The organism is Burkholderia sp. AU31652 (assembly GCF_002223155.1).
GTDB lineage: Bacteria > Pseudomonadota > Gammaproteobacteria > Burkholderiales > Burkholderiaceae > Burkholderia.
This window is the reverse complement of record NZ_NKFG01000005.1, coordinates 910530-923041: the sequence shown is the minus strand read 5'-3', so window position 1 is coordinate 923041 and position 12512 is coordinate 910530. Positions and strand designations below refer to the sequence as shown.

13 protein-coding genes are annotated in these 12512 nt (G+C 68.8%); 9 read left to right on the top strand and 4 right to left on the bottom strand.

Translation table 11 applies throughout. The annotated features are described in order from the left end of the window. The first annotated feature begins 34 nt into the window (after positions 1-34). From CFB40_RS21725 to CFB40_RS21705, 5 genes are all read left to right on the top strand, one after another. Complete coding sequence (locus CFB40_RS21725; RefSeq protein ID WP_039358052.1) at positions 35-892, top strand: LysR family transcriptional regulator; 858 nt, start codon at positions 35-37, stop codon at positions 890-892. A 41-nt stretch (positions 893-933) separates the two neighbouring features. Beyond that, positions 934-1857, top strand: a complete 924-nt coding sequence (locus tag CFB40_RS21720; RefSeq protein ID WP_089432355.1) for a DMT family transporter — start codon at positions 934-936, stop codon at positions 1855-1857. Between the two features lie 67 nt (positions 1858-1924). After that, positions 1925-2704, top strand: coding sequence for a sensor histidine kinase (locus CFB40_RS21715; RefSeq protein WP_089432354.1), 780 nt, complete (start codon positions 1925-1927; stop codon positions 2702-2704). A gap of 76 nt (positions 2705-2780) precedes the next feature. Next, positions 2781-4124, top strand: coding sequence for a hemolysin family protein (locus tag CFB40_RS21710; protein ID WP_089428023.1), 1344 nt, complete (start codon positions 2781-2783; stop codon positions 4122-4124). Between the two features lie 22 nt (positions 4125-4146). Then, positions 4147-4731 carry a thiamine phosphate synthase gene (locus CFB40_RS21705; RefSeq protein ID WP_089432353.1) on the top strand — a complete coding sequence of 195 codons (585 nt, stop codon included), beginning with the start codon at positions 4147-4149 and terminating at the stop codon, positions 4729-4731. A 72-nt stretch (positions 4732-4803) separates the two neighbouring features. Here CFB40_RS21705 and CFB40_RS21700 read toward each other — a convergent pair whose 3' ends face one another. Further along, a complete protein-coding gene (locus tag CFB40_RS21700; protein WP_089433272.1) occupies positions 4804-6456 on the bottom strand; it encodes a DUF3459 domain-containing protein in 1653 nt (550 codons plus the stop codon). 310 nt (positions 6457-6766) lie between these two features. On the opposite strand from CFB40_RS21700, the gene CFB40_RS21695 reads away from it, so the two are divergent. Then, entirely contained in the window at positions 6767-7474 is a 708-nt protein-coding gene (locus tag CFB40_RS21695) for a class I SAM-dependent methyltransferase (RefSeq protein ID WP_089432352.1), read from the top strand. A 139-nt stretch (positions 7475-7613) separates the two neighbouring features. Beyond that, a complete protein-coding gene (locus CFB40_RS21690) occupies positions 7614-8282 on the top strand; it encodes a glutathione S-transferase (protein WP_089432351.1) in 669 nt (222 codons plus the stop codon). A 24-nt stretch (positions 8283-8306) separates the two neighbouring features. On the opposite strand, the gene CFB40_RS21685 is transcribed toward CFB40_RS21690, so the two are convergent. Then, complete coding sequence (locus CFB40_RS21685; RefSeq protein ID WP_089433271.1) at positions 8307-8960, bottom strand: DUF1345 domain-containing protein; 654 nt, start codon at positions 8958-8960, stop codon at positions 8307-8309. Positions 8961-9099: 139 nt separating this feature from the next. On the opposite strand from CFB40_RS21685, the gene CFB40_RS21680 reads away from it, so the two are divergent. Next, complete coding sequence (locus CFB40_RS21680) at positions 9100-9831, top strand: metallophosphoesterase (protein ID WP_089432350.1); 732 nt, start codon at positions 9100-9102, stop codon at positions 9829-9831. 44 nt (positions 9832-9875) lie between these two features. Here the strand turns inward: CFB40_RS21680 and CFB40_RS21675 are convergent, their stop codons facing one another. Beyond that, on the bottom strand, positions 9876-10571 hold the full coding sequence (locus CFB40_RS21675; protein WP_089432349.1) for an RES family NAD+ phosphorylase: 696 nt from the start codon (positions 10569-10571) through the stop codon (positions 9876-9878). Positions 10572-10573: 2 nt separating this feature from the next. Next, a complete protein-coding gene (locus CFB40_RS21670; protein ID WP_089428029.1) occupies positions 10574-10993 on the bottom strand; it encodes an MbcA/ParS/Xre antitoxin family protein in 420 nt (139 codons plus the stop codon). 234 nt (positions 10994-11227) lie between these two features. Between CFB40_RS21670 and CFB40_RS21665 the strand changes: the two genes are divergently transcribed. Further along, on the top strand, positions 11228-12010 hold the full coding sequence (locus tag CFB40_RS21665; RefSeq protein WP_089428030.1) for an ABC transporter substrate-binding protein: 783 nt from the start codon (positions 11228-11230) through the stop codon (positions 12008-12010). Positions 12011-12512 lie beyond the last annotated feature (502 nt).

Below are 12512 nucleotides of genomic sequence, written 5' to 3'. Positions count from 1 at the left end.
TCATCGATGAATATTTCATCCATTTCCATTGAAAATGAAAGTCCTTGATCTCGATGCGGTCCGCGCGTTCGTGCTGGTCGCCGATCTCGCCAGCTTCACGCGCGCCGCCGACGCGCTCGGCACCACCCAATCGGCCGTCAGCCTGAAGCTGAAGCGACTGGAGGCCCACCTCGGCAAGCCGCTGCTCGCGCGTACGCCGCGCGTCGTCAAGCTGGCCGCCGACGGCGAGAATTTCCTGCCGGCCGCCCGCGCGCTGCTCGATGCGCACGATCATGCGCTGGGCGCGATCTCGGCCGGGACGCACCGGCTGTCGCTCGGCGTCAGCGAGCACGTCGCGGTGCCCGACCTGCCGGCCGTGCTCACGAGCCTGCATCGGCAGGATCCGGGGTTGTCGCTCGAAATGCATCTCGGCACGTCGACGAACCTGCTCGCGCAATACGACGAACGCCGGTTCGATGCGGTGATCGTGCGGCACGAGCCGGGCGAAGACCCGCCGCGCGAAGACGGCACGCTGCTGTTTTCCGAACCGCTGGCCTGGCTCGCCGCGCCGGACTGGGTGCCGCGCGCGGGCGAGCCGCTGCCGCTCGCGGTGCTGGCCGGCCCGTGCGGCGTGCGGGCCGCCGCGCTGCGCGCGCTCGACCATGCGGGGCGGCCGTGGCGCGAGCGCTTTACGGGCGGCGGCGTGGCGGCGGTCACGGCCGCCGCCGCCGCGGGGCTCGCCGTCTGCCCGCTGGCGCGGCGGGTCGCGCCGCGCACGCTGGTCGACGTCGGCGCGAAATTCGGGCTGCCGCCGCTGCCGCTGTCGCAGGTCGTGCTGTATTCGCGCGTACGCGACGCACGTGCCGGCGCCGCATTGCGCAGGTTTGCCGACAGCCTTGCAATCTCGGCGTAAACTAACGGGTTTCGCCGCCCGCAATCTCCAGAAGAATTCCGATGACGCCCGACGCCCGCAAGCACCTCCGCGCCAACCTGCTGATGCTCGCCGCCGCCGCGATCTGGGGTTCGGCTTTCGTCGCCCAGCGCCTGAGTCTCGACGTGATCGGGCCGTTCCTGTTCACGGGGCTCCGTTTCCTGCTCGGCGCGCTGGTGCTGGTGCCGCTGCTGATGCTGAACACGGCGTCGCGCACGCAACTCGCGGCGATCCGCCGTGAGCCGACGCTGCTGCTGCCGGGCCTCGCGCTCGGCGGGCTGCTGGCGGTATCGATTTCGCTGCAGCAGATCGGCCTGCAGTACACGCGCATCGCCAACGCGGGCTTCATCAGCTCGCTGTACGTCGTGATCGTGCCGCTGATGGGCGTGTTCGCCCGTCACCGGATCGGCCCGGGCACGTGGTTCGGCGCGCTGCTCGCGGCGATCGGCCTGTATTTCCTCAGCATCAACGAGCAATTCTCGGTGCTGTACGGCGACTGGTTCCAGCTCGCCGGCGCCGTGATCATCGCCGCGCACGTGATGGCCGTCGGCCATTTCGCGAAGCGCCACAATCCGCTCGTGCTCGCGTTCATGCAGTTCGTCGTGTGCGGCGTGGCGTGCCTCGCGGTCGGCCTCGTCATCGAGCCGGTCAGCGGCACGATGCTGCGCAACGCGCTGCCGACGCTGCTGTACGGCGGCCTGCTGTCGGTCGGGGTCGGCTATACGATGCAGGTCGTCGCGCAACGCGACGCAGCGCCCGCGCACGCGGCCGTGATCTTCAGCATGGAAGGCGTGTTCGCGGCGATCGCCGGCTGGGCCGCGCTCGGCGAAACGCTGACGCTGCGCGCGCTCGTCGGCTGCGCGCTGATGCTGGCCGGCCTGCTCGCGTGCCAGCTGCTGCCGAACGGCGACGCCCGGAAAAAGGACGAAGACGCGCTGCCGGCGTGACACGCACCGTCCCTATAATGACGGTTCGCGTGACTTCCACGCCAACCGCTTCCGACAGGCCAGCTCCGTGACGTCCACTACCGTCGATCCCGCCGCCGACCTGCTGCGCGAACGCGCAGCGCATTACGCCACCCAGGCGGCGCTGTTCCTGCGCGACCAGGCGCTCTCCACCGCGTCGCACGACCTGCGCAGCCCGCTGAACGCGATGCATAGCTGGGCGTACGTGCTCGAGCGCCAGCTCGCCAACGCCGATCCGAACCTGCAGCGCGCGCTCGCGGGCATCCGCACGGGCATCGACCAGCAGGTTGCGCTGATCGACGACGTGCTCGACGCGCCGCGCGCCGAAACGCGCACGCTCGCCGTCAAGCCGCAGCCGTTCGCGCTGCGCGCGCTGCTCGACGACACGATCGCGCTCGCCCGTTTCGCGCTCGCCGACGCACGGCAGGTCGCGCTCGACGCGACGCTGCCGGACGGCGAACCGTCGCTGACCGCCGACCGCGAACGCATCGCACAGGCGCTCTGGACGATGCTCACCGCCGCGGTCGAAGCCAGCGCCGCCGGCAGCCGCGTGACGTTTGCGTGCACGCGCGACGGCCTGCAGTTCACCGCGCGCGCCACGTGCACCGTGAACGCCGACACGCTCGCCGATCCCGCGCAACCGCACGCATTCGAATCGTTCGCACGACGCGAGATGCTGCGCGAGCGCGACGCCAAGCGCGTCGCCTGGACGCTCGCGCTTTGCCAGCGCGTCGCGCTCGCACACGGCGGCACGTTCGCGCACGACGCGTTCGTCGACGGCGCCACGGCCACCCTCACGCTCTCCGTCCCCGGTGAGGCGCCGGTGTAAGCAATCGGCCGCACGACACATTACAAATTCCTTTCTGGCTCTATACTGACGGGCCTGTCATAACCGGAGTGTTTCTTTGTTACAGATCTTCGCGCTCATCGGCGCGTTGTTCCTGGTGGCCCTGAACGGGTTCTTCGTTGCGGCCGAATTCGGCCTCGTCAAACTGCGCGCCACGCGCGTCAAGACACTGGCCCGCAAGCACGGCCTGCGCGGCCGCATCCTCGGCATCGTGCACGGCCGGCTCGACGCGTATCTTTCCGCGTGCCAGCTCGGCATCACGCTTGCGTCGCTCGGCCTCGGCTGGGTCGGCGAACCGGCCTTCGCGCAACTGCTCGGCCCGCTGCTCGACCTGATCGGCGTGGAATCCGAACGCGTCGTGCACCTGATCTCGCTGGTGTTCGCGTTCTCGCTGATCTCGTTCCTGCACATCGTCGTCGGCGAGCTGGCGCCGAAATCGATGGCGATCCGCCAGCCGGAGAAGGTCGGCCTGTGGGTCGCGCTGCCGCTCTATGCGTTCTACTGGGCGATGTATCCGGCGATCTGGGTGCTCAACAACAGCGCCAACGCGGTGCTGCGGCTCGCGGGGCTGTCCGCCGACCACGGCAGCGACGCCCACTACTCGACCGACGAGCTGAAGCTGATCCTGCGCAGCCGCCGCAGCACGGCCGGCAACCCGGCCCAGCCGGCGCGCGGCACGTACAGCAATGACGAGTGGAACACGCTCGCGCATTCGCTCGACTTTTCGTCGATGACCGTGTCGGACCTGATGCGGCCGGCCCATGAAATGATCGGCCTGCGCCGCGACCTGCCGCTGCCCGACAACATGGAGATCGTCGCGCGACACCGCTTCAGCCGCTATCCGCTGTTCGAGGATGCGTCGCGCGAACAGGTGAGCGGGCTGATCCACCTGAAGGACCTGCTGCTCGCGCGTCACGCGGGTGCGGCGCTGGAAGACCTGTCGGACTACGTCCGCCCCGTGCAGTACGTGCGGCCCGACACGCCGGCGCTCGACCTGTTCCGCCGCTTCCGCAAGGGCGCGCCGCACTTCGCGCTGGTCGGCAACAAGGGCGAGAAGCCGATCGGCTTCCTGACGCTCGACAACCTGCTCGGCGCGCTGGTCGGCCAGATCCACGACGAGTTCCGCCAGGGCGACGCCGACTGGAGCCGCCTCGACGACGGCACGCTGATGGGCAAGGGCAGCCTGCCCGTCGTGTCGCTCGAACAGGCGCTCGGCATCGACATCGACGAAGGCCGTGCGGAATCGGTCGGCGGCCTCGTGATCCAGGCGCTCAGCGACCTGCCGACCGAAGGGCAGCGCGTGTCGTTCGACCGCTTCGACGTCGTCGTGAAAAAGATGAACGGGCCGCGCATCGTGCTCGTGCGCGTCTACCCGAAGATCTCGAAAGAGGCCGACGAATGACGGCCGCGCTGCGCCCCACGCGATGAACGCCACGCTGCCGCGCTGCTGCGTGATCACGCCGGAGCCGGCGTCCGCGTCGGCGGCCGATTGCGCGGCGTTCCTCGACCGGCTGTCGGCCGTGCTCGCGCGCGGCGAGACGCTCGTGCAACTGCGCGTGAAGTCGCTCGATGCAGCCGCGTTCGCGCGACTCGCCGTCGAAGCGCTCGCGCGCTGCGACGCGGCCGGCGCGCACCTGATGCTGAACGGGCCGATCGATGCGGCCGGCGTGATGCGGCTCGACGGCGCCGGCTGGCATCTCGACGGCACCGCGTTGCGCGCCGCCACGCAGCGGCCGTTGCCGGCCGGACGCTGGGTGTCCGCCGCCTGCCACACGCGCGACGACTTGCTGCTGGCCGCGCGCGCCGGCGCGGATTTCGTCACGCTGTCGCCCGTGTTGCCGACGCTCAGCCATCCCGGTGCGCCGACGCTCGGCTGGGCACAGTTCGGCGCGCTGGCCGCCGAGGCCGCCCTGCCCGTCTTCGCGCTCGGCGGCATGACACGTACCCACCTCGACGATGCACGCCGCCACGGCGCCTACGGCATCGCAGGCATTCGCGGGTTCTGGTAGTTCGGAGATTGCCCTGCGGTGCAGCCGGGCGCAGATGCGCCCGGCCGCTCAAACGCTTACCCGCTCACGTCGTCATGCGTTCAGGTTCGGACGCATGCCGCGCCAGGCGCCGTCATCGATACGACGCGCATCGTGCGTGAGCGCATACCGGTTGACGTCACCCGTCAGCCACGCGACGAGCGCATATGGCGGCAACACCCCTTCATCGACCCGGTCGCGCGCCCGTGCCGGCGTCTCGAACACGACCCGCCCTCTGGGCGCATCGAACGGCACCGCGTCGGGCGACAGGTTCAACGCGATCGTCAGCGTCTCGTCGTCGGCGAGCCGCCAGGATGCGAGCAGCGCGTCGGCATCGCCGTCGCCGTCCGACTTCAGCGCACGCGCCTCCTGCGGCCGGCAATCGGACAATCGCGGCGCGATCAGCTTCGCGCGCACCGCGAGCGCCGACTGCACGAAATGCGCGCGATCGGCATCGCGCGCGGTTTCGTCGAAGATCAACGGGATCTGCGGCGTGAGCAGCGACAGCGCAAGTGCGGCCAGACCGGCCGCCTGCCCGTGGTCGCCCTGTCCGCTGTCGCGCCACGCGCCATCGGACAGCACCAGCGACGTCAACGACAGCCCGCTGTCGGCAGCCATGCCTTCTCCCGACCCGGCCGGCTGGAATGCGGCCCCGGCCGCGGTCAGCGCGCGGGCGAGCGTGTGGATCGACTGGTGCATGGAAATGCCTTCGTGGGCCGACGTATCGCGCCCCGTCAGCCGATGCAGCGCGCGTTCGCCGCAGCCGTTCCACTGCGCATCGAAATGGGTATCGGCAAGATGCGCCGGATGCCGCTCGCTGCCGAGGACGAGATGGATCAGCCGGTCGGCCGGCACGGCCGCGCGCACACGATCCGCGATCTCGCGCAGCCACGACACGCCGATCCGGTCGGCCTCGCGCAGGCGCAGCCCGTCGCAACGGTACTCGTCGATCCAGTACAGCGCGTTGTCGCAGAAGAAATCGCAGACTTCCGGATGATCGAGCGCGAGCGGCGGCGCCTGGAGCGGATCGTCACGCGTATGGAAGAACGGCGCCGCGTAGTGGCGCAGCGCCTCGGTGCCGCTGCCGAAGCGCGCGTAATCGAGTTCCAGCAACACCGCGAGACCGTAGCCGTGCGCGTCGTCGATCAGCGCCTTCAGCGCGTCGGGGCCGCCTTCGGCCGCGAGCGGCGCGAACGGCAGGCTGTCGTGCGGCGACGCGAGCAGTTCCAGCGCGGTCACGCCGAGCCGCGCGAGTTGCGGCAGGCGCCGGCGCACGCCGTCGAAGCCGCCCACCGCGTGCGGGCGAATCGCATAGAGCGCGATGTCTTCCCATGCGCGCCCGTGCCAGAACGTGTTGCGCCACGTGAACGCGCGCGGATCGATGACCTCGCTCGGGCCGTTGAGCCCTTCGGGTTGCGAGCGCGACGCGGGATCGGGAATCGATACCGCATCGTCGAGGCGATAGCGATAAAGCGCACCCGCACCGCAATCGGCAAAGACTTCGAACCAGTTCGTGCCGGCCGCCGTCATCGGGACGAGCAACGGGCCGAAGCCGGTATCGAGTTCGAGCTGGACCTGCGTGCTGCCCGGCGCCCACACGCGAAAATGCGTGCGCGGCGTCGCGCAGAGCGCGCCACAGGGCTGGGCGCCGAACGGCAAGCAGTGAATGTAGTGCTGCGCATACGGATCGTGCGGACAATCGGACATCATGCGCTCCTCGTGCGTACCGAGCGGCATGGCCGCGCCAGCGGGGCGCGGCGCATAGGGGCCCGGCATGCGACGGCCAGGCGGGGGGAGAGAACCGAGTATGCGCCGGATTCGCTACCGCGATGCATCGCATCCGGACATTTTTAAATACGAATCGACCCCGGGGAAAACCCGCAATCCCGCCGGTCCCGACGAGTCGGGTAGCAGCCATACCGGAATGGCTGCTCGCCTTGTTGCACCGGCCGCGCACGCTTACGCTCTGCGCCATGCTCGCGGACACGACGTCCGCGCCCGACCCGAGGAACCCGCCATGTCGCTTCCCGCCAGCGCCGCCAAATTCGATCCGGCACGCGCGCACGAATACGCCGAGCAATCCCGCATCGCACTCGCCGGCTACGATGCCTGCCACGAACTCACCGCGTGCATGCTCGCGTCGGCGATCGCGGCGCCCGACGCGCGGATCCTCGTCGCGGGCGCGGGCGGCACCGGGCAGGAAATCTGCGTGGCGGCCGCGCTCGAGCCGGGCTGGCAGTTCACGGCCGTCGACCCGTCCGCGCCGATGCTCGCGCTCGCGCGCTCGAACGTCGAGGCCGCGGGTTTCGGCGCACGCACGGCGTTCGTCGAGGACGGTGTCGATGCGTTGCCCGACACGCCCGCGTTCGACGGCGCGACGCTGATCGGCGTGCTGCACCACGTCCCCGGCGACGCAGCGAAGGCGGCGCTGCTGCATGCGATCGCGCGGCGCCTGAAACCCGGCGCGCCGCTCGTGCTCGCCGGCAACCATCGCCGCTACGCGGACCACCCGCGCCTGCTCGACGCATGGCAGCAGCGCTGGCGCATGAAAGGTGCGACGCCCGACGCCGTGCGCGCGCAACTCGCGAAGATCCTGCAGGGCGCCGATCCGCCCGCGTCCGAGGAAGCGGTGTTCGGCCTGCTGCGCGATGCGGGCTTCGATGCGCCGCTGCGCTTTTTCGCGAGCCTGTTCTGGGGTGCGTGGATCGCGGTGCGGCGCGCGTGATGGCGCGGGGTGGCCGGCCAGGCGCGGTCGGCCAGACGCGGTCGGCCAGACGCCGTTCGTCACGGCGCGCAACGCGTTTCGCGTATGCGCCCTCCGCGCTGGGTATGATGTCGTTCCCGCCCCCACTCCCGGCGTCGACATGCTCACCGTCCATCACCTGAACAACTCGCGCTCGCAGCGCGTGCTCTGGCTGCTCGAAGAACTGGATGTGCCGTACGAGATCGTGCGCTACGCGCGCGATCCGAAGACGATGCTGGCGCCGCCCGAGTTGCGCGCGATCCATCCGCTCGGCAAGTCGCCGGTCGTCACCGACGACGGCCGCACGTACGCCGAATCGGGCGCGATCATCGAATACCTGGTCGAACGCTACGGCAACGGGCGCCTCGCGCCGCCGCCCGGCACGCCGGCGCGGCACGACTACACGTACTGGCTGCACTACGCGGAAGGGTCGGCGATGCCGCCGCTGCTGCTCAAGCTCGTCGCGCTGCGGATCGCGCACGCGCCGATGCCGTTCTTCGCCCGGCCGATCGCGCGCAAGATCGCCGACACGCTGCAGTCGAGCTTCGTCGATCCGCAGATCGCCCTGCATCTCGGGCATGTCGACGACACGTTGGGCCGCACCGGCTGGTTCGTCGGCGACGGTTTCAGCGCAGCCGACATCCAGATGAGCTTTCCGCTCGAAGCCGCGACCGCGCGCGGGGGCGGCAGCCGGTATCCCGCGATCGCGCGCTTTCTCGACGCGATCCACGCACGGCCCGCGTACCAGCGGGCGCTGGAACGCGGCGGCCCGTACGACCTGCTCAAGTAACGCTGCGAATGGCCGTGGCCTGCGTCAGCTCAGCAGGCCCGCCGCGACGTTGATCGACAGCCCGAGCACGGCCATGTTGAAGTAGAACGACAGGATCGACTGCGCGAGCACCGAGCGTCGCGCGGAACGGTTCGCCAGCGACACGTCGGCCGTCTGCGACGCGACCGCGAGCGTGAACGCGAAATACAGGAAATCCCAGTAATCGGGTTCGGGGTTCTTGTCCGGAAAGCGCAGCGCGCGATCGTTGCTCGGCGAGCCGTAATAGAGCCGCGCATAGTGCAGCGTGAAGATCGTCGGGATCAGGAACCACGCGCCGAACAGCGTCGCGCCCGTGATCGCGTAATGGCTGAGCCCCGCGCTGAAGCCGACGCTCTTGGCGGTCGCGAGTTCGATCGCGATCGCGGCGACGCTCGCGACGGTTGCAAGGCACACGACGGTCAGCACGGTCGTCGCGTTTTCATCCTCGCGGATCGCGATTTCGCGCACCTGGTGATGGTGCGCGGTAATCATGCGCACCCACATCAGCAAGAGATACAGCCAGATCGCGCAATCCCAGCCGATCAGCGCACGCACGGTCGGACGCAGCGAAAACGGCAGCAGCACCGCGCACAGCAAGCCGGCGACGAACGCCGCGACCATGCGCGGCCGGTTGCGTAATACCTGCGGATAAAGCGTCATCATGTGATTCCGAAAGCAAATGGAAAGGATTCGGCCGGCGCGCGGGACATACCGCCGCGCCGTACCGGCGGGTATTGCCCCGATTATCGTCATTCCATCGTGACGTGGCGATGGGGGCGCGAGCGCCTAAGATATTGGGATGACTGCCACCGCCCCCCTCTGCCACCATCCGGCGAACACGGTCGGCCGCGACTTCGTCGTCGGCGACCTGCACGGCTGCGTGGATGTGCTGCGCGCGCTGCTGCACGACATCCGCTTCGATCCGGCCCGCGACCGCCTGTTCTCGGTCGGCGACCTCGTCGACCGCGGCCCGGCCTCCGAAACCACGCTCGACCTGCTCGACCGCCCGTGGTGCCACGTCGTGCGCGGCAATCACGAGGAAGTGCTGAGCCTCGTGGCGCGCGGCAAGCTGTCGCCCGACGCGTGGCGCGGGATCGGCGGCGACTGGGGTGCCGACCTGCCGCCGGAACGGCTGCACGCGCATGCGGCACGCGTCGACGCGCTGCCGCTGGTGCGGGTGATCGGCGACGGCCCCGGGCGCTTCAACGTGCTGCATGCGGAATTCTTCGGCTCGGACGCCGATCTCGACACCGGCAGCTATGCGCACGACGTGCGCGAGCGGCTGATGTGGGGCCGCGATCTCGTCCAGGGGCTCGCCGATCCGGCGCGGCAGGCCGGGCTGTCGCTGACCTGCACCGGGCACACGCCGGTGCGCGCGCCACAGCGGATCGGCGCGCAGTGGTTCATCGACACGGGCGCGTTCGCACCGGCCGGGCGACTCACGCTCGCCGAGCCGCGCACCGGGCGCACCTGGTCGATGACGCAGGCCGAGGCACGCGAACGCCACGCGGGCGACTGGCCGCTGCCTTGAGGCGCCGACAGGGGCTGATAGGTACTGACGCCCGCGAGCGGCCCCTAGCCGACCTGGTTCAGTTCGAACACCGCATCGACGGCCGAGCCGTTCCAGTTGTATTCGAGGTAGGCCGCGTGATGGCAGTCGCGCAGCAGCGCGGTGCGGAACGCCGCCAGGCACTCGCCGCGCGGGTCGCGCACCGACGGATAGACGATCCCCGCACCGCCCGCATTGCGCACCGCGCGACCAAGCGCCTGCCCGGCGCTGTAATCGAGCGGATGCAGCAGCGCCGGATCGCGTTTCGGCCACGCGCGGATGTCGGCCACGTCGCCCTGCGCGATCACCGTATAGAGCCGCATTTGCTGGCGCATCGGCGGCTCCTTGGTCGCTTCCAGGAACAACGCGCTGTGATACCGCGTTTCGGCGATCGCCGTATCGCGCGAACGCGCGCAGTAGAACACGCCGTAGCTGCCGTCGGAAAAGCGGCTGCCCTGCGGATTCAGGTGCGTGAACGCGGCCATGATCGGCCCCCAGCCCTGCCCGTAGCGGCGCTCGGCGGGCGGCACGAGGTCCAGTGTGCCGACTTCGTTGCGGATGCGGTCGTTGGTCAGCGATTCGAGTGCGTAAAGCGCGTCGAAATCGTCCGCCGAGGCTACGCGGTCGAACAGGTTGATCGCCGGGAAACGGGTGGGGATCACGCGATAGGCTGGCGCCCAGTCGACCGCGGTCGTGGGCCATTGTTGTGCTTGGATCGGCATGGTCACGCCCAGCCACCTCGCATCGCGTCGAGATATTGCCGGACGGCGACCAGATCGCCGACGTTGCCGGCGAGCATCCGGTCGAGTGCGCGCTTGCCGCCGAACGGCGCCGCGTCGTTCGGCCGCTTGACCCACGCATCGGCCGCGGCCGGCTGCGGCAGCAGGATCTGCAGCGCCTTGTAGATGCCGAGCAACAGCGATAGCCGTTCGAGCGTATCGCGCGGCAGCCGCGCCGATTCCGGCGTGGCCTTCCACTTGAAGAACGTCGAACGGCCGGGCGACCCGAGCAGCACGATCTGCTCGTCGATCGTCAGTTCCCAGTCGCGTGCGATGTTGAAAAACGCGCGCAGGCCGGCCGCCGACATCTGCGCGACCGAGGCCTGCGGCGAGGCGGAGTGCGATTCATAAGCGGGCCGTGACATGATCGTTAGTCTCGAAACGAATTTACTAACAAGATTAGTCCATTTTCGTATTTTTGCAAGGGTCGAGACCCGCCGATCGATCCGCCCATCCGACAAAACGATATTTTTTGTCCATTCTGGACTCTGATTTTATTTTCTGCGTTAATGGCCGTGCGGACACCGCGCGCAGACGCGGTTCGTATCCGTGAAACCGTGTCGCACAGAAACCGGAAGCACCCCGCCAAGGAACGCACCATGAAGAGACTGATTGCCGCTGTTTCGATCGCCCTGCTCGCGGTATCCGCAGGCCCCGCCGTCGCGAAGGACTGGACCACGATCCGCTTCGGCACCGATGCCAGCTACGCGCCGTTCGAGTCGAAGGCGCCGGACGGCAAGCTCGTCGGCTTCGACATCGACCTCGGCAACGAGATCTGCGCGCGCCTGAAGGCGAAGTGCGTGTGGCTCGAGAACGATTTCGACGGGATGATTCCGGCGCTGAAGGCGAAGAAGTTCGATGCGGTGCTGTCGTCGATGTCGATTACGCCGCAGCGTGCGCAGCAGATCGGCTTCACGACGAAGATCTACAACCAGCCGACGCGGCTCGTCGTGAAGAAGGGCTCGCCGCTGCTGCCGACGGCCGAATCGCTGAAGGGCAAATCGATCGGCGTCGAACAGGGCACGACGCAGGAAACGTATGCGAAGGCGTACTGGGGCAAGCAAGGCGCGAACGTCGTGTCGTACCAGAACCAGGACGGCGTGTACGCGGACCTGACCTCGGGCCGCCTCGACGCGGCACTGCAGGATGAAGTGCAGGCGGCCATCGGGTTCCTGAAATCGCCGCGCGGCGCGAACTACTCGTTCGTCGGCCCCGAGCTCGTCGACGAGAAGGTGCTCGGCATCGGCGCCGGCATCGGGCTGCGCAAGGAGGACACCGACCTGAAGGCGAAGATCGACGGCGCCATCCTCGAGATGGTCAAGGACGGCACCTACAAGCGGCTCGCGTCCAAGTACTTCGACTTCGACATCTACGGCGGCTGAAACGGCGTCGCGCGCGTACGGGCGCCACACCCGTCGCGCGCGTCCGACCGCCCCTCCCCTCACCACCGGACGGCACCGGCGTAACGCCGTTTGCCGTCGCATCGAATGCTTCATCCGTCGCACACATCGCACGACGCTTCGCATTTCATTCGGATTGCAGATTGATCGTCCGCGGGGACGATGCCTCGCGCGAACGGATATCGTGCGGCTTCAGTCAGTAGGCGAAGACCGGGCGTCGAGGTACCGGCGCCCGTGTGCACATGCCCTTGCGAATCGGGTTCGCGTGCAGGAAAGTGCCGACCCGGCGCGGATGACCGGCAATCAACCGGATCCGCCTCGCACCGGGCGCGGAGAGATGGCCTGTCGATGCATGCCGGCCGGCTGCAAGAACGACGTTCGACCGGCGATGCTCCGAATCACTGCGATCGCGGCCTGCCGGCCGCGGCGTGTGGCGATCGATCATTTTTCTTCCCCGTATCAATCTGATGGTTGTTCCGGCAAC